This is a genomic window from Glutamicibacter sp. 0426, assembly GCF_001906485.1.
Taxonomy (GTDB): domain Bacteria; phylum Actinomycetota; class Actinomycetes; order Actinomycetales; family Micrococcaceae; genus Glutamicibacter; species Glutamicibacter nicotianae.
This window is the reverse complement of the sequence record NZ_MPBI01000001.1, coordinates 328,064-344,393: the sequence shown is the minus strand read 5'-3', so window position 1 is coordinate 344,393 and position 16,330 is coordinate 328,064. Positions and strand designations below refer to the sequence as shown.

General features: G+C 60.6%; 20 protein-coding genes and 1 riboswitch. Of the genes, 6 read left to right on the top strand and 14 right to left on the bottom strand.

The window, feature by feature from the left end:
- Together thiS and thiO are read right to left on the bottom strand one after the other, a co-directional pair.
- Positions 1–246 carry a sulfur carrier protein ThiS gene (gene thiS, locus BKX98_RS01705; protein WP_052253651.1) on the bottom strand — a complete coding sequence of 82 codons (246 nt, stop codon included), beginning with the start codon at positions 244–246 and terminating at the stop codon, positions 1–3.
- Positions 243–1,370, bottom strand: a complete 1,128-nt coding sequence (thiO, locus tag BKX98_RS01700) for a glycine oxidase ThiO (protein WP_158024642.1) — start codon at positions 1,368–1,370, stop codon at positions 243–245. The genes thiS and thiO overlap by 4 nt, the downstream gene beginning before the upstream one ends.
- A riboswitch (TPP riboswitch) is annotated at positions 1,368–1,472 on the bottom strand. (Overlaps the previous gene by 3 nt.)
- Positions 1,473–1,551: 79 nt before the next feature.
- Between thiO and BKX98_RS01695 the strand changes: the two genes are divergently transcribed.
- A complete protein-coding gene (locus tag BKX98_RS01695; RefSeq protein ID WP_073706423.1) occupies positions 1,552–1,965 on the top strand; it encodes a DUF4440 domain-containing protein in 414 nt (137 codons plus the stop codon).
- Between the two features lie 36 nt (positions 1,966–2,001).
- Positions 2,002–2,511 carry a GNAT family N-acetyltransferase gene (locus tag BKX98_RS01690; RefSeq protein WP_073705955.1) on the top strand — a complete coding sequence of 170 codons (510 nt, stop codon included), beginning with the start codon at positions 2,002–2,004 and terminating at the stop codon, positions 2,509–2,511.
- Positions 2,512–2,592: 81 nt separating this feature from the next.
- On the opposite strand, the gene BKX98_RS01685 is transcribed toward BKX98_RS01690, so the two are convergent.
- The 6 genes from BKX98_RS01685 to BKX98_RS16955 form a co-directional block, all read right to left on the bottom strand.
- On the bottom strand, positions 2,593–3,813 hold the full coding sequence (locus BKX98_RS01685; protein ID WP_073705954.1) for a mechanosensitive ion channel: 1,221 nt from the start codon (positions 3,811–3,813) through the stop codon (positions 2,593–2,595).
- A gap of 288 nt (positions 3,814–4,101) precedes the next feature.
- Positions 4,102–4,539: an OsmC family protein gene (locus tag BKX98_RS01680; protein WP_066140532.1), complete on the bottom strand. Its 438-nt coding sequence runs from the start codon at positions 4,537–4,539 to the stop codon at positions 4,102–4,104.
- Between the two features lie 4 nt (positions 4,540–4,543).
- Complete coding sequence (locus BKX98_RS01675) at positions 4,544–5,005, bottom strand: GNAT family N-acetyltransferase (protein ID WP_158024641.1); 462 nt, start codon at positions 5,003–5,005, stop codon at positions 4,544–4,546.
- A gap of 122 nt (positions 5,006–5,127) precedes the next feature.
- Entirely contained in the window at positions 5,128–5,886 is a 759-nt protein-coding gene (locus BKX98_RS01670) for an alpha/beta fold hydrolase (protein ID WP_158024640.1), read from the bottom strand.
- Between the two features lie 26 nt (positions 5,887–5,912).
- A complete protein-coding gene (locus BKX98_RS01665) occupies positions 5,913–6,632 on the bottom strand; it encodes a lysoplasmalogenase (RefSeq protein ID WP_158024639.1) in 720 nt (239 codons plus the stop codon).
- Between the two features lie 55 nt (positions 6,633–6,687).
- Positions 6,688–7,377 (bottom strand): VOC family protein, encoded by a 690-nt coding sequence (locus BKX98_RS16955; RefSeq protein WP_073705951.1) that lies wholly within the window; start codon positions 7,375–7,377, stop codon positions 6,688–6,690.
- A gap of 301 nt (positions 7,378–7,678) precedes the next feature.
- On the opposite strand from BKX98_RS16955, the gene BKX98_RS01655 reads away from it, so the two are divergent.
- From BKX98_RS01655 to BKX98_RS01645, 3 genes are all read left to right on the top strand, one after another.
- On the top strand, positions 7,679–9,763 hold the full coding sequence (locus BKX98_RS01655; RefSeq protein WP_073705950.1) for an NAD(P)/FAD-dependent oxidoreductase: 2,085 nt from the start codon (positions 7,679–7,681) through the stop codon (positions 9,761–9,763).
- Between the two features lie 127 nt (positions 9,764–9,890).
- Positions 9,891–10,784: an N-acetyltransferase gene (locus BKX98_RS01650; protein WP_158024638.1), complete on the top strand. Its 894-nt coding sequence runs from the start codon at positions 9,891–9,893 to the stop codon at positions 10,782–10,784.
- Positions 10,781–11,275 (top strand): DinB family protein, encoded by a 495-nt coding sequence (locus BKX98_RS01645; RefSeq protein ID WP_066140554.1) that lies wholly within the window; start codon positions 10,781–10,783, stop codon positions 11,273–11,275. Before BKX98_RS01650 ends, BKX98_RS01645 begins: the two co-directional genes overlap by 4 nt.
- Here the strand turns inward: BKX98_RS01645 and BKX98_RS01640 are convergent.
- The 6 genes from BKX98_RS01640 to BKX98_RS01610 all read right to left on the bottom strand — a co-directional run bounded on the left by BKX98_RS01640 (position 11,272) and on the right by BKX98_RS01610 (position 15,836).
- The gene (locus BKX98_RS01640) at positions 11,272–11,976 is read right to left on the bottom strand and encodes a hypothetical protein (protein ID WP_073705948.1); all 705 of its coding nucleotides are present in this window, start codon (positions 11,974–11,976) and stop codon (positions 11,272–11,274) included. The two genes, BKX98_RS01645 and BKX98_RS01640, sit on opposite strands and share 4 nt — an antisense overlap.
- Positions 11,977–12,310: 334 nt before the next feature.
- Positions 12,311–13,390, bottom strand: a complete 1,080-nt coding sequence (locus BKX98_RS01630) for a tellurite resistance/C4-dicarboxylate transporter family protein (RefSeq protein WP_083586577.1) — start codon at positions 13,388–13,390, stop codon at positions 12,311–12,313.
- A 57-nt stretch (positions 13,391–13,447) separates the two neighbouring features.
- Positions 13,448–14,209, bottom strand: coding sequence for an isocitrate lyase/phosphoenolpyruvate mutase family protein (locus BKX98_RS01625; RefSeq protein WP_073705946.1), 762 nt, complete (start codon positions 14,207–14,209; stop codon positions 13,448–13,450).
- 332 nt (positions 14,210–14,541) lie between these two features.
- A complete protein-coding gene (locus tag BKX98_RS17185; RefSeq protein ID WP_233125259.1) occupies positions 14,542–14,778 on the bottom strand; it encodes a GNAT family N-acetyltransferase in 237 nt (78 codons plus the stop codon).
- Positions 14,779–14,845: 67 nt separating this feature from the next.
- The gene (locus BKX98_RS01615) at positions 14,846–15,232 is read right to left on the bottom strand and encodes a VOC family protein (RefSeq protein ID WP_073705945.1); all 387 of its coding nucleotides are present in this window, start codon (positions 15,230–15,232) and stop codon (positions 14,846–14,848) included.
- Between the two features lie 70 nt (positions 15,233–15,302).
- Positions 15,303–15,836 carry a GNAT family N-acetyltransferase gene (locus tag BKX98_RS01610; RefSeq protein ID WP_073705944.1) on the bottom strand — a complete coding sequence of 178 codons (534 nt, stop codon included), beginning with the start codon at positions 15,834–15,836 and terminating at the stop codon, positions 15,303–15,305.
- Between the two features lie 183 nt (positions 15,837–16,019).
- On the opposite strand from BKX98_RS01610, the gene BKX98_RS01605 reads away from it, so the two are divergent.
- Positions 16,020–16,313, top strand: coding sequence for a hypothetical protein (locus tag BKX98_RS01605; RefSeq protein ID WP_038990641.1), 294 nt, complete (start codon positions 16,020–16,022; stop codon positions 16,311–16,313).
- Positions 16,314–16,330: the final 17 nt, after the last annotated feature.

Sequence of the window (16,330 nt, the reverse complement as noted above, 5' to 3'; positions counted from 1 at the left end):
CTAGCCTCCCTGGGCTGCGGTAACGAGTTCGATGCTGTGCCCTTCGGCCAGCGTGTAGCTGTTCCAGGCGCTGCGCGGGATGACAGCGCCATTGACCGCGGCGGCTATTCCAAGCTTGCTGCCGTCCACGGCCGCCGAGTTGCTATCCAGATCCTTGCCGATCTGCATGCTGATGAATTCGCGAAGGGTGATTCCTTCGTCCAGGTTCAGTTCCCGGGAATTGAACTTGATGCCAATGCTTTTCATGGGTGCTGCTCCGTTCGGTGGGTGGTCTGGGTTGCTGTGGCGAAGCGGTGTGGATTCACAGCCTGATGCAACGGATGGGTTTCAGAGCCGTGAATGAGATCAGCGGTGAGTGTTGCGCCCAGCGGAGCCAGCAGCACTCCGTGCCGGGAGTATCCGGTGCTAAGCACCAGGCCCGGGTCAATGCGCCCCAGCAGCGGACGGTCATCGGGAGTGGCGGGACGGGCCCGGGCAGTTGCCTCGTTCAGCGTGCAGTCGCTGATGCCGGGTATGAGCTTTCGCGCATTGTCCAGCAGCAAATGCATGGCTCCGATGTTCACTGCAGGCTGGCGGTCTTCCCGGACGCTGGCTCCGAGCACGAGGCTGCCGTCCTTTCTCGGCACGAGATACACCGGCTCCCGGTGCACGATGCCGCGGATGGTCCGGGTGATCAATGGCGGACCGGCTGGCCCCTGGATCCGGAGAATATCTCCGTAGACGGGGCGCACCGGCACCCGGTCCAGGCCGTCAATGGTGCCCAGTCCGGTGGCCACGATGGTTTGATCCGCTTCGAGGATCTTGCCCGATGCGGTGCGTACCGCGTTGGTTCGGCTCCCGTCGCCCACCAGCGCCTGCGCCCGCTCCTCGATCAGGCGGCCACGCAGGTGATCAAGCAGGATTTTGACGACTGACCGTGGGTCGACTTGGTGGTCATCTTGGCATAGGACTGCGCCTGCTATATTCGCGGCCAAGGCTGGTTCGAGTTTGCGGGCTTGGCTGGGCAAGAGCTTTTCCGCTGACAGGCCGAGGGAGGCTTGCAGTTCGGCCAGCTCATGCAGGGCTTCGCGGTCAGCCGGTTCGGCCGCGACGACGAGGGTTGAGTTCTGCAGGTAGTCCGGGCGTTGCCCGGTCACGGATTCGATGCGCTCAATGAACTTTGGATAGGCGGCATTCGAGGCGGCAAGCAGCTCGTGAAGCGGGCCATGGCCCCAGACCGTTTCAGCTGCCGGGGCCAGCATTCCGGCTGCCGCGTAGCTTGCACCTTGGCCTGGTGCTGGATCGATGAGGGTGGCAGTATGTCCCCGTGATTCCAGTTCGAACGCAACTGACAGGCCGATGATTCCGGCGCCAACAATATTCACATGCACGAGAGCACGCATCCTTCCTACGGCGGCATGACCCGCATCAGGTGTAGCGGTCGGCTCGGTGCCCTCTCAGCCTGGTCGATTCAGGCTCCCGCGGAGTACTGCGATTATAGGCATGATCCAGCTCATAAAGTCGAACTGGAGCAACCGCAGCTCCGTCATCTTCTGTGATGTACTAGTTGACATGGCATCTCATGACTTCCCCCGCGTGCTTCCCCAGGGATCTGCGTTGTCCAACACGATCATTTCGTTGGAGCAGGAGCTCTTGGAAACCAGCCAGCGCCATAGCCGAAGGCAATTGGAACGGTACTTGCATCCGCAGTTCTCCGAAGTGGGTGCCAGCGGCCGTGTCTACGATCGCGAGTCGATCATTGCCCAGCTGGCCCAGGAGCCGGAACGGGATTCCGGATCTCGGGAAGTCGGCAGCCCCGTGGCAATCCAGGTTGCCGATCAAGCGGTGCTTCTGCGCTGGAGGTTGCTATCGGGATCCGCCAGCGAGCGCAGTTCGCTGTGGATCCATGAGCAGGATCGCTGGCAGCTGTTCTTCCATCAGGGCACGCCCGCTGCGCGGCAGCTTTCTTTTGCAGAACCGAACTAGGCCGCATTAGTCGACGACGATTTCTCGGTTCGCAGGCTGCGCCAATCGGATGCCGAAGCTGTTTTCGAAGCCTTTTCCTCCAATGCCGATATGGATCGCCAAGGAGATGCCGACACTCCGGAAAAGGCCGCATCGTACGTGCGTGCCCTGATGGAGGCCGGCGAACGGCAGCAGGCTTTGGCCATCGCCTATCGAGACCGGCTGGTCGGTTTGGTCTGCGATACTGTCGATCCAGCCAATCAGAACGCATGGGTTTGGTATTGGATGAACCAGGACTACCGCGGGAGGTCTCTGGCCACTCGCGCAGTGGCTACTTTGGTGAACCACCTGTTTGGCGAGCTCGGTTTGTACCGTTTGGAACTAGGTCTTCGGGCGAACAATCCTGGATCGAAGCGTGTTGCCGAATGCAACGGGTTCCTGCGCGAGGGTGTCGAGCGCGGTAAGTTCCTGGTTGCTGGAGAACGCGTTGACGTGTACGCCTACGCGCGGTTGCGGACTGATCAGGTCCCCGACGTAGTGCCGTTGCCGTGGAGCACGCAGCCGTAGCTTGGCGGGCAACAAAAAGTCGCGGAATCCGGTTTCGGGTTCCGCGACTTTTTATCTGTCCCTCAGGTTTAGTGATATTGGCTAGATGCCTGGAGTTGATGCCGGCGGCGTCGAATCCGGGCCGTCGGTGGCCTGATTGGCCTCGATCTTTTTCAGCGTGCGAGCCGCAGCATCGCGGCCACCAAGTCCAAAGGCCAGCGCCGCGGCCAAAGCCGCGCCAATGACGATTGCACCGAAGGCCATATTGATGATCGAATCAGCGATACCCATGTACTTCAAGCCCATTGCCACGAACAACGCGATTGCCGTGTAGCGGATGATCTTTGAAGCGGTGGTGTCGCCCAAGAAACGGCCGATGACGTTGGCGATGACGAAACCTGCGGCGATAATTGCTGCGCCGAAGAGAATCTTGCCGCCCAAGGCCAGGATTTCATTGAGGATGTTGGTGATCGCCGGGAAGTTCAGCATCTGGGCCGCCATCACGCCGAAGAACAGCACGATGGCAATCTTGACGATGCCAGCGATGATTCCCGAAGCGCTCTTGCCTTCGGGAACAACACCCCATTGGGCAACAACGGAGTCGGTGCCCACCCCGTGAAGGGTTGATTCAAGCAGCTGGCCGACGAACTTGGCAATCAGAATACCGACGGCCAAGAGCACCAAGGCCATGATGACCTGCGGTATTGCGGTGAAGACAAGCTGCAGCATCTGCTGGGCAGGGTCCGAAATTGCCGCGATGCCCAAGACCTGCAGTGCCGAAATGGCAACGACGAGCAGGATCAAGGCGAAGACGATATTGGCAATGATGTCAACGATCTTCGCTTGGGACTCGCGAGACTGGACTTCGTCAACCGGTTCATCGCCTGGGGTCAATTTGCGGACCAGCCCGCTGAAGTCGACAGTTCCCAAACCGGTCTTCAGCAGCTGGCGAACGATATTGGCGATCACGTAGCCGATGAAGAAGATGAAGCCCGCACCGATGAGGTTGGGGATGAAGGCCATGACGCCGCCGAGCAGGCCCTGCACCGGCGATAGCACTTCAGATAGCGCGAATACTTGCAGGATTGCCACGAGGCCGAACAGCCAGACGATCAGTCCCGCAACCTTGCCCAGAGATTGGCCTATTTGCTCTCCGTCATTGCCCTGCTTCTGCAGGAACTTCACCCTGGTCACCAATTTGGCGGCAGCCCACCGAACGATGCGCGCGAGAAGCCACGTAATGATGAGGATGATTAGCGCGATGCCAACCTTTTGTAGCATCGACGCCCAGTCGATATTGCCTAAAACGTTCTCAGACTGCATTGCTGCTCCTTCAACGTAGGGACAATCTGACCCTACGATGAAGGTTCTCCGCTGACTAGGGCAAAGACCCGTACTGCCAGCTTGAATCGATGGACTTTCATACCCCGAATTGCGGATGCATGATTCATTCACACTGGATTCAACGTTTTTCGAACAATCAAGCCATAACGACAACTGATTCACGCAATGTTGGGAAATTCGTGTCGCGCTCGAATCCGTGAATTGCCTTGGAAGCTGTTGCGGAGTCAGCCATTGGCCATTAGCAATCTGGGATCCGCACGAAATGCATCAGGCCTGGTTGAGGACTTCGCTCTGCACTGAGGCACCTAGCTCAACGGTGCGAGAAACCGTGCAGTACTTGTCATGGGATAGCTTGACGATGCGTTCAACCATGCCGGCCGCTTTGCGCCCCTCCTCGGTATCGGGGAACTTCAAATCAAAGCCAAGGCGGATGTCTTCCATTCGGCTAGCCGAGTCCTCGGAGACCTTGTAGCCGCTCGCCTTGACTTCGAAGTTCTCAGGCTCGCTTCTGCGGGTAGTCGCCACATCAACATCGATCGCTGAGCACCCGGCAATGGCAGCCAGCAGAAGCTCCACCGGCGTCAGCAGCCCTTCGCCCTGGCCGAATTCCAGGCTGGCGCCGGATTCCAGGCTGGTGGCCTGGTACTTGCGTGATTCGACGCGTTTGATGCTGACTTCCCGTATTTCACGGCTATTTTCACTCATGGAACTATGGTGCCACGATTCGGGGCAAAGATTCTGTGTGGCGCAACGTGATCCGTTGTGGCACCAGTTCTGGACCTCCGTCGACTGCCAAGAATCCGCAGTCGCCAAAGAATGAAATGGCAGGCTGTCGCTGGCAATCCAGATGCACGCTGATGCCGGGAGTGTGCGCGACGATTGCTTCCAGCAGAACACGGCCCACACCCTTGTGGCGATCGCTGTGCCGCACCCAGAGCAGCTCAATGCGTGTATCGCTCCAGGCTGCGAAGCCCATGATGCGCTGGCCTTGCTGGGCGATTCTGACGGTCACCGACTGGCTATAGATTGCTTCCAGGGCGATTGCCACTGCATCAATGTCAGCAGCTGAGAGGAAGTCCCTCCGGCGTTCCACCGAACTGCGCCAGATATCCAATAGGTCAGGCACTTCATCAATGCTCGCCAACTCGCGCAGCACGAGAGCTTCGTCCATGCCAAGTTCCTTCTTGCTCAGGCAAAACCGTAGTTGCTGCTTCGAAATGTAGCCGGATGCCGGCATTTCCTCAAGTCCCAATCGAGCGTTGCGCGTCATCGGATAGGACCTTTCCTTCCGGATCAAGATCGTTCCTGCAGGCCGCCGGTACGTTGCGCCCAGTCCCGCAATTCGGCCAAGACCTGTTCGGGCTGCTCAAGGTGCACGTTATGGCCCGCTGGTTCAAGCACGCAGAGCTTCATCAGGGGATACCGGTGGACGAGCCGCTCGGGATCCAGGTATCCGGTGACATGGTCCTGCTTCCCGCACACGATCGTGACCGGAATATCCAGCTGGTTTCCACGCTCGACGGGCAGCGGGTCCAGGAAGTACCGCCGTGACAGCTTAGCCATGGCTCGCAAGTTCGCGCAGTCCAACCCGGGCAGCACCCACTGCGCGAACTTCCGCCATGCTTCTGGTGATTGAACCACTGCTACGTCAGAGAATAATTGCGCATGGTGTGGATCAAGCTCAGCCAGAAGCAGAGGGTCTGCTACTGACACCTGCTGCTCTGGCACGGTACGCCGAGCGGCATCAGGAAAGACTACTGGCGCCAGGAGGAAAAGCCCTTGAGCTTGGCCAAGAAACCTGTCGGCCATCTCTTGGCAGAGCAAGGCGCCAAGGGAATTGCCCAGCAGCGCAAATCTTCCCTCGCCCGCGGTTTGCCGGATCAGCGCTTCCAACCAGCTTGCCAGTTCTGGCAGGCCACCGGAATTTTCAAGCGGCGGGCAGGTGCCGAAGCCAGGCAAGTCGATGTAGTGCAAGTCGAAAATCCGCATTTTCTCCAGCGTTGCTTCTAGCGGCTTGAGAATCCGGTGGTCTACGCCGTTGCCATGCACCATGAACAACGGGATTCTGCTGAGGTGGTTTACCTGCATGTCGTCGTGCTTTTCTCCTGTGCATCGCGCTGGCTCGCGGCATAGCTGATCATGGCCTGCCCGGCCACATAGGTGAGCATAATCCAGAATCCCATCGCGGGAATGCCAATGTCCGTAAATGAGCGCAGTGCGATCAAGGAATCGGAAAGGAAGAAAATTGCGCCGCCGGAACCCGCGACGGGTCCCAGCCCAGTGCTGAGGATGGCCATCACCATCAATGCCAAGCCGTAGATGATCACCGGGGCAAGCAGCGCTCCGGCACCGGGTGAGCAAAGGATCAGCAGCACTGCGAATGCCGCAAGATAGGGAAACAGCATCCACCATCGGCGCAGTATCGAAGATTTCCAGTATCTTGCCAGAGCGCCAATGTAGAAGAACTGCGCGACCAGGAACGCGCCCACCATGGCCAGGAATGCCGGGTCTCCATCCATGAACCGCGGCAGGGCATCACCGACCCAGGAGAAGAACAGCGCTGCCAGCACCAGCCGGATCAGCCTGCCGCGCGGCGAAGTGGTGAAGGAGATAACCGCTCCTGCCAAAAGCGGCATCAGCAGGATCTGCGTGGCATTGGCCAGCAACCCGGAAGGCCAGAACAGCTGGGCCAGCAAATGAGCCAAAGTGGCCAGCAGCAGCGCCAGCACCACGATTCCACGACGTGGCCGTCCTGGGACCATTGCGTGGGAGTGCTCTGTACCGAGATGCAGCTGCACGTTTTTCCTTGCGTAGAATCGATTCTTCCGGCTGGCCACCCCGGACGTCTCCGGATCAGTCATCAGAGGAAGCCGACGGCGCCAAGACGCAGAATTCGTTTCCTGAGCGGTCCTGGAATACCCGCCATGGCAATCCCTCCCACGGCCCATCCAGCTCAGCTCCACCCGATGCGCAGATCGCAGCAAGCGCGTCATCCATGCTCTCCGCCTGCTCAAGACGCAAATCAAGGTGGATCGCATTCTTCGCCGCTGTCTTGGGCGACGCTTCGCGGACGAGAACCAGACGCGGGCCCACGCCGGTTGGGTCAGCCAGCACCATCGGGGATCGCGCTACGATTTCCCAGCCAAGCAGCTGCTTCCAGAATTCTGCATCACCTGCCGGGTCAGCGCAGGCAAGTTGGAAGGCTTCGAGCACCAAGCCACTTGCCGGCTTGCCGTCGGCTCGGAGCAGATACTCGTTTCCTGCGGCGTCGAGCCGGGTTTCCAGAGCATCCAGCAGCTCCGCACCAAGGTCTTCGGCAGGAGGGGCGCCGCTGCCGAGGATCAGGTGCGCGCGCTGCCGGGCACGATCCGGATCACGGACGATTGGGAAACACAGATCCAGGTAACGCTCCCCAGGCAACTGCAAGCGTGTTTCGTAGCCCCCTTGGTTATCGGTGAGCATCTGGCATTTGAGCGCAGCCTCCCAGAATTCCCCATGCCGCCGCGGGTTCTCGGCATCGAAGACGATATTTTCCCAGTACATGCTTCAAGCCTACCGCGACAGTGATGCCCATCACTTTGCAATGGGATTGGGGCGCACATTTAATCTCCGCATATGGAAATTAATTATCGTTGACTTAGGCAATATAAATAGAATTCTTTTCAGTAATTCTCTGTCGATAGTAGATCGAACCAAAGATTAGATTACTTAGGTGGACTGATTGTATTTACGCTAGTCATTAATTTTACCTGCTTTTATCGCAGTCAATCTGGTACCCTCACTCAAATCGGAGTGTTTTCCACCGGTACCATGTTGTCATGAGCAACAAGGAATTTCCCATCTAATGTCAGAAGGCCGGATCGGGTCCATGGGCACCCCGAACCGCATCGTGCTTCCGGCGATGGACATGAATGTGTCCGAAGGCGGCGAGATTGAGCAGTCCGAAATCGATCACTACGCCGCTCGCGTCGCTGGCGGCGCCGGCCTGATCATCACCGGCGCCTGCGCCATCGCCGTCCCCTACGGCGCCGCGTCGATGAAGGAACCGGGACTGTCTGACGACAAGTTCATCCCCGGCATCAAGGCACTGGCCGACGCCATCCACGCTGCCGGCTCCAAACTGTGCATCCAGTCGACCCACCACGGCAAGGTGGCCCGAGTCGACACCGCCAATGACCGCCCGGTCCTCGCCCCGAATGAGCCGGACTACCGCTACTCGTTGGACGCACTGGCCGATTGCACCCCGGAAGAGCTCGCCAAGATGGGCGCCGCCACCGCGGGCAAGCAGACCACCTACCACACGATGACCAAGGAAGACATCGACTGGCTGATCACCTCTTGGGCCGACGCCGCCGAGCGCGTGGCCAAGGGCGGGGCCGACGCCATCGAGATCCAAGTGGCCCACGGCTACATCCTGGGTGTGTTCCTGAACCAGCGCGACAACCTGCGCACCGACGAGTACGGCGGATCGCTGGAGAACCGCGCCCGCCTGGCCTGCCAAGTCATTTCCGCGGTCAAGGAACGCGTCGGCGACAAGCTGGCGATTTTGGTGCGCGTGGCCGGCGAGGAATACGGCCAGGAAGGCGCGTTGAGCCTGCAGGAGTCCATCGAAGCTTCCAAGCTGTTCGAAGCCGCCGGCGCGGATGCCATCCATGTCACCGGCTGGGGCCGCAACCCGTTCGACAACTTCACCGACGGCCCGCTGCCAAACAAGGTCGGCGCCTACCTGGAAAACGCCGCCGAAATCAAGAAGCACGTCTCCATCCCGGTCATCGCCGTGGGCCGCATGCTTCCGGAAATCTCGGAGAAGGCCATTGCCGAGAACAAGGTCGACTTCGCCGCCATGGGCCGCCAGCTGCTGGCCGACCCGGAACTGCCGAACAAGCTGCGCGAGGGCAAGTTCGACCAGGTCCGCCCATGCATCAACTGCTACCTGTGCGTGGGAGAGAACTTCTTCGACGACACCCCGTTCTGCGCGGTGAACCCGGCGCTGGGCAATGAGAACTTGCTGCCGCTGAAGCCTGCCAGCGCCTCGAAGCACATCGTGGTTGTCGGATCCGGACCTTCGGGCATGGAGTCGGCCCGCGTGCTGGCCGAACGCGGGCACCGCGTCACCCTGATCGACAAGGCCGACCGCCTGGGCGGCACCATGTGGTTCTCCACCATGACCACCCCGGACAACGAGCGCCTGCTGCGCTGGCTGAAGTCAGAGCTCAAGCGCCTGCGCGTGGCGGTCAAGCTGAACACCCCTGCCACCGTGGAGACCATCCGCGCGCTGAACCCGGACCACATCATCGTTGCCACCGGCGCGGTGCGCCCGAAGCCCGACATGCCCGGCGGCGATTTGCCGAACGTGCAGACCGGCGACACCCTGCGCGCCATGATGCTGGGTACCGCCACCGCCGCCGAGGCCGGCCTGGTGCTGAGCACCATGGGCAAGCTGGGACGCCTGTCCGGGCTGACCAAGTCCCCGGAGTTCGTCCGCCAGTTCACCAAGTACTGGCTGCCGATGGGCAAGAACGTCGTGGTGATCGGCGGCTCGCTGGTAGGCCTGGAGCTGGCCGAGTTCCTCGCCGAACGCGGCCGCAAGGTCACCTTGGTGCACGAGAAGCAGCAGCTGGGCCTGCCGCTGGCCATGCCGCGCCGCTGGACCGCGGTCAAGGACAACCTGGCCCACGGCGTGCAGATCCACCGCAACGCCACGGTGGACCGCATCACCGAAAAGTCCGTGGAGTTCACGGTGAACGGCGAAGCGCAGAGCGCCCCGGCCGACATGGTGGTCTACGCGGACGGCACCACCGCCGCCGCACCGGTGGCCGACGAGCTGCGCGGCGCAGGCTTCAGCGTCGACGTGGTCGGCGATGCCGGCGCCGTGAACTACATCCACGGCGCCATCCACTCGGCCTGGGAAGCCACCGTCGAACTGTAGGCCGGAGGCACTCGCACGCATGGGCAGCGGGAGCGCAGCATCCTGGGGAAGCTGCCATCCCGCTGCCCTTTGCGTACCCTTGTCCGCCGGGCAGGCCCAGTGCTTGAATTGGCCAATGGGCCTTCGAATGCATACTCCAGCCGCGGCGCAGGTTGCCGACCTCGTTGACGAGCTCGCCAGCTGGCAACGTGACGGCCTGCCGGTGCAACTTCATCCAGGCGATGTGGGCTGGTACGCCATGCGGGGCATGGAAGCCGCCGCACAAGGCCTGCGGGCCTGGGCGGACCGCGAATCCATCTATGCCATCGGCCTGCTCGATGGACCGAACCTGATTCGCATGGCGCTGCATCCCGACTTTGTCGACATCCAGCCCCTGGCCGAGCAGATCCATGCCGACCTCAGCTCTGCGGAAAACCAGATCTTCCCGGCCGAAAGCGCCAGCATCGAAGCCCGCGGCGCAACGGCACTGGGCAAGATCCTGCAGGACCATGGTTGGATGCCCGGTGAAGCCTGGACTCCCCTGCGCCGTGCTCTGGATGCTCCGGTGCAGCTGCCTGAACTGGCCTTCCGGCGGATTGATGCTTCCCTGGCCGGCCAGTGGATGGAAGTGCACCTCAACGCCTTTCGCGGCAGCGATTTCACGCAGGAGGATCTGGCTCAGGCGCTGCAGCGCTGGCACACCATGGCCAGCACTCCCATCTATGATCAGTGCCAATGCCTCACCGCCTACGACGGGGAGATGAACCCGCTGGCCGTCGCAGGGGTCTGGTCCGCTGGTTCCGGGCGGCCAGGACTGCTGGAACCCATTGCGGAGCACCCGGCTTTTCGCGGCCAGGGGTTCGGCACGGCGATCAGCCTGGCCGCCGCCGCAGAGCTGCGGTCAATGGGTGCGTCCAGTGCCTTGGTGTGCACGCCCAGCGAGAACCGCGCAGCCGTTGCCACCTATCTCGCCGCCGGGTTCGTTGCCGATACCGAAGACCGCGACTGGCATCGCGGGGAAGAGGAACCGGTGGAATCATGAACGCCTCCGAGATTCTGGCCGATCTGGCCCAGCGCCCAATTGACGCGGCGCAGGCCCTGCCGCAGCTGAGCGCCGAACAGCTCAATGCCCATCCGGGAAACCATCCCAACTCGATTGCCTGGCTGCTGTGGCATGCCGGACGCGAAGCCGATACCCAGCTCTCGGCGCTGAGCGGCCAACCCGAACTCTGGGCGCAGTTCCGTGCACGCTTCAACCTGGGCGAGCTCGGTGATTCGATGGGCTACGGGCATAGTGCCGAACAGGCCCGCCAGATTACCGTGAGCGACCAGCAGCTGCTCGTGGACTACTTGGCCGCGTGCCTGTCCGCGCTCAGCGGCTACGCCGCCACGCTGGGCGAAGAAGAACTGGACGAAATCATCGATCGCAGCTGGAATCCAGCAGTAACGCGTGCGGTGCGCTTGGTATCGATCATCGACGATGCGTCCGTGCATGTCGGGCAGGCAGCCTACGCTGCCGGCACGATGATCTAAGCCGCAGGCAGACTCTTGGCCTTCTTGTTGATCCACCAGAAAATCGCTAGCTGGAGCACCAGGACAATGGCCGAAATGCCGGCATCGCCCCATCCCATCACGAACCCCGCCTGCAAGGTCCCGATCCCGCTGGCTACAGGATAGAACAGCGGCCACAGCACGGCCAGATTGCGCACCAGGGAGAAAGCAATCGCGAACATGATTGCGAAAACACCGAAGCCTGCTGCCGCTTCCAACTGGACCGATCCGAGGTGCTGGATCATGAAGCCAAGTCCGGTCAGCACAATAGCGGGCAACCATCCGAAGGCGCGTTCCCACCGCAGATACAGCCAGCCGAAGACGAAGAATGGTTCCCACAGGACCAGGAAGTTCGCCACAAGGTGGCTTGCAAAATCGGCACCCATGGCATTGGACAAGGCAAACAATTGGTAGGCGGATCCGGCACCCAGAACCAGAGAGACAGCCAGGGACGTCAGCAGGAATTTTCTCGTGATCCCCACCCCGGCCAAGGTTTCACGCCGCTGGCACAGCACCGTCCACAGTGGGATGGCGGTGCCGAAGACCAGAATGCCAAGCCAGAGGAAAAGGCTGTTGATCGAGGTTCCCGCGTAGTAGCACAGGGAAAACGCCAGCAAGGTGGCCAGAGCAATGAGCGTATCGGATTCGGGTTGCCACGCGAATGCTCTTCGACGTTGCTTCATGCCAGATGGAGATTGAGCAGGAAAATCATTCATTATGACGCGCCTCGGTGCTTTGGGTTGATATAGCCGCCTGTGGCCTAAGTTAGCATTTCATCAACTCGCCGACCATGAATAATGCTTAACGGGTACGGGGAATGCGGAGAATGATTTTCGGCCTGTCGGGGCAGCTGCTCGGTTCGATCCCCGCTGCCCCAGCAGCGGCCGCGAAACGGTCGCACACGGCATGGCGAACCCGGCCGGTTGGGCGGAACCATACCGCGTGCCGATCTGTCCGCGTTCATGCTGCAACCATTGAGGACACCCAGAGCATCGGCAAGGCCTAAGGAATCAGTAATTAGCTGCGGGTGCGGCTGCGCCACGCGAGCAGCACATAGTGGCGGATCATCGCAACGAAGACCACAGCCCACACCAGCACCGCGGCGATCAGCGACCCGTGGCCGATGCTTTCCACCACCGGCAACGAGTCGACCCGTCCAAGGTTGATCGAGGCGACCGCGAACATTCCGACAGGGAAGACGATTGACCATAGCGTGGGCACGTACACCAGCGGAACGCGGTGCACCACATGCCGCCACACGCCAGCTCCCACCAGGATTGGAATCAGCCAGAGGCAGTAGCTCCAGAAAGCCGCCACTGTCCCCGCAATCAGCGCACGGGTGGCATCAACCATTGGCGTGGATTCCATGCCGACAATCTTGCTGCCCGCAACAACGGCTATGGCCATGGCTCCCATGGCCACCCAATACGGTGGTTCGAATTCTTTCGGAGTCATCCCGAAGTGCACGATCCGCAGCAGCACCAGCACGGCGATGCCGGCATAGAGCGCGACGCCTACCGACCAGGTCAGCACGGCAAGCAAGCCGATCAGTGATTGCCCGTTCGCAACATGCGGCTGGATAACGCTCAGGCCGATGGCCAAGGACTGGCTGGCCACCGCCCAGATGAACCAGGTGCCGTTGACCCGGGAGAGGATCGGCTTTCCGTCCCGGCTCAGGAAGACCTGCCACGGCAGCACGTAGCCGAAGATGAACCAGAGAATGGCGGCCAGGGCCACGAGCACCATGGAGATCGCGCTGAACCCTTCGGCTCCCAACCGCACCGCGAGAACATCGGTGCCGGCAACGACTGTGAAGTACCCGAAGGCCATTTCCGGTCGGCGAAGTTCCGCCCTCATGGCTCCGCTGAAGGCAATTGCCCGCCAGATGTACAGCACCCACAGCACTGCATACGACAGCACGGCAAACGCCAGCAGGATCCCGGAGAGAAGGTCCCATCCGGCTTCGTGAAGGCCAATGGAAACAATGCCAGTGCCCATCGTCAGGGCGAAATACCCTGGCGACAGGTTCTCCAGGATCTCACGGAAAACCCGAGGTCTGGAGGGTGCCGTTTCATGCGGGGTTTGCCGATCGTCCATGCCTCCAGCGTACGACTGTTGCCTCAGCGAGGTGCAATTACACGATCTGGCAAGAGCTCAGAGCCACTCCCCGAGCTGCCTGCCGGAGACCTCCGCCAGCCACATTTGCCACAGCGGTCCGAAGCTCACCCGGCGAACTCCCAGCTCTCGCAAGGCCGCCAAGTCTCCGGCGGCGTGCGCCGTGACCGGGTGGGCAGTGACATTCACCGGGATTCCAACCGATTGCACGGCCTGCCTTACCTGATCCGCATCGGCCAGCGCCACCGGATACACGCTGCGCGCACCGGCCTGCTCCATCAGCTTGATGCGCTCGATAGCCTCACCCAGCGGGTCGGCGAACTTGTCAGCCAGCTTCACAGCATCGGTGCGTCCATTGATCACGAAGTCGATGCCAGCAGCATCCGCCGCTTGGCGGACGCCGTGGATGTAGTCCGCATGCTCCTGGCGTTCGCGCACACGGCCTCCTTCCCGATGGAGGACATCTTCGATATTCACTCCAACTGCACCCGCTGCGGCGACGCGTTCGAAGAGTTCTTCGGGATCCAGTCCGTAGCCGGACTCGACGTCGGCGCTGACCGGCACGTCGACGCTGCTGGTGATGCGTTGCACCACAGCCAAGTAGTCTGCGAAGTCCATCTGCTCGCCGTCAGCGCTGCCTATGGAATCGGCGACCGGATGGCTGCCGATGGTCAGGGATTCGAACCCGGCTTCGACCGCCACCTTGGCGCTGAAGGTATCCCACACGGTGGGCATGACCAGCAACTTCCCTGAAGCATGCTGCTGGGCGAGGTTCTGGGCAAGAGCTGAAATATCAGACAAGGAGATCTCCTAACGTCGTGGCGGATTGCGCCCAGTCTACGGCTCCAGGCCCCCTAGCGAAACAACCGCAAGATGAACTCCCAGCTTTCCCCCATTCAGCCCCTAAATCCAGCGCCATTTCAGCTCTTTCACTGCTTGCCGGCTAGCGGTTTCACCATAATCAGGCAGGGCATTCCAGCTCCCCAGAGGTCAGTTTCCTCCAGCGGCAGGAATCCCTGGCTTTCATAGAAGCGACGAGTCTTCGCATAGCCTGCATCCGGGTGCGAAGGCCCCAAGGTCTTGACCTGCAGCAGCTGAACTCCCCCGGCGAGCGCGTCGGCTTCAATGGCTGATCATAAGGCCGACCCGATTCCAGTTCCATGGAGTTCGCGGTCGACCACCATTAGATGGATCTCGATGCTGTGGGCGTAGTGCCGGTCGACCAAGAGAACACCGAGTACCGTGCCGGCGGCATTGCGCACGGTCCAGGTTTCCTTGCTCCGCGCGGCTTGGATGTACTCCGCGTTGGATTCAGGTTGGCCAAACCACTCGGGAACAGAGGCAAGCAATCGCGCGACATCATCTGGCACGGCTTGATCCCTGGTTGCTGCGAAAGTCATCGGTTCCACAAGGCCTCCCGAACGTAATGTGATTGTGCTAGCTTGCCGGAGTCATGATTTCCAATCGATTCCCGAATCCGTCACGCGCGTGGAACCGCAGATATCCTTCAAAGGTTTCACGCTCAGCCCAAGACAGTTCATAGCCCATGGAGCCGATGCGTTCAGCGAGAGTTTCCAGCTCGTGGATCGAGTCGCAAACTAATCCCGGATGCGCTTTCTTGGCCGGTACGAATGAATCGTCTACGCCAAGATGGATTTCCGCCACCACGGCATCCGCTTTGAAAGCACGAAACCAGCATCCTCCCCTTCTGGCGAGGGAGGCAGGCTTGGGAACTTCGGCAAGTCCCAGCGCTTCACCGTAGAATCGTCGAGCTTCAGATTCTTCACCACGTGGCATTGATATCTGAACGTGATGGAGTCTCATTCAGGTTTCCTCGTCTCTAGACATGCTCATCGCAGTACTGCCAATGTACCTGCAAGGCGCTTGACCACAGTTAGGTTCGGTGCAATCCGAAGACCAGGGTTTCAACCCGTCCTTTGTTGTTTTCCGGGTCTTCGGTGCTGCGCTCTTCGAGCTTGAAACCGGATTTCTCAAGGACGCGGATGGAAGCTGCATTCCTGGCATCGCACGTTGCGCTGATTCGTTCCAAACCAAGATCTTCGAACCCCAGTCGGAGCAGGTGTCCCACGGCAGCCGTGGCGTATCCGTTGCCCCAGTATTCCCGATTCAGCGTGTAGCCAAGCTCTCCGGCCTTGGCATTCCGGTCGGTTGCCAACACTGACGCAGAACCAATGAGCACATCGCCAAGCATGATCGCTCGCAAGCGACGGTGCGGTTGCTCGATTAGTGCATCGGCAAGGAATTTTTGGGTATCGGCCAGCTGGTTAGGGCCCCACGTCGAGTACCGGCACACCAGTGGGTCAGCAGCGAAGTTGTGCACCGCAGACAGGTCTTGAGCACGGAAGTCAGTCAAGCGCAATTCAGGCTCCGTGGTAGTCACGCCGTGGGCTGGCGGATTGTTGCTCATTCGTTTTCTCCTTCGCGGTTCAATTCCTATCAATGCATTGGGGCGAAACCTATCGCTTGGCTGGGTCCAAGTCCAAGCATGTTGCGCAGCTGTTAAGCGGTGTTGAGTTTCATTGCCATTTTTGGAATCGTGGCACGCACATGCCCTGAACTTGGCATGTCCTCAACCGGAAGGAGAGCCATCGTGCTCGCACTGACCGACCAAGCAGCATCGATCGTGACCGCGATCGTCACCAACCAAGCCGAGGAAGAAACCGCTGGCCTGCGCATCATGCAGGCAGACAGCACCCACCCTGAAGATGCAGCTTTCGGATTGCAGATTGTCCCCGCGCCCGAAAGCACCGATGGCGTGGTGGATACCGAAGGCAGCCCTGTCTATGTGGACGAGGCGATCGCCGACGCACTGGATAGCAAAGTACTCGATGCGGCAGTAGACGAGCAGGGCGGCGTGAGCTTCCAGCTTCTCGAACAGGGTTAATGCCGCACCCTGCCCTT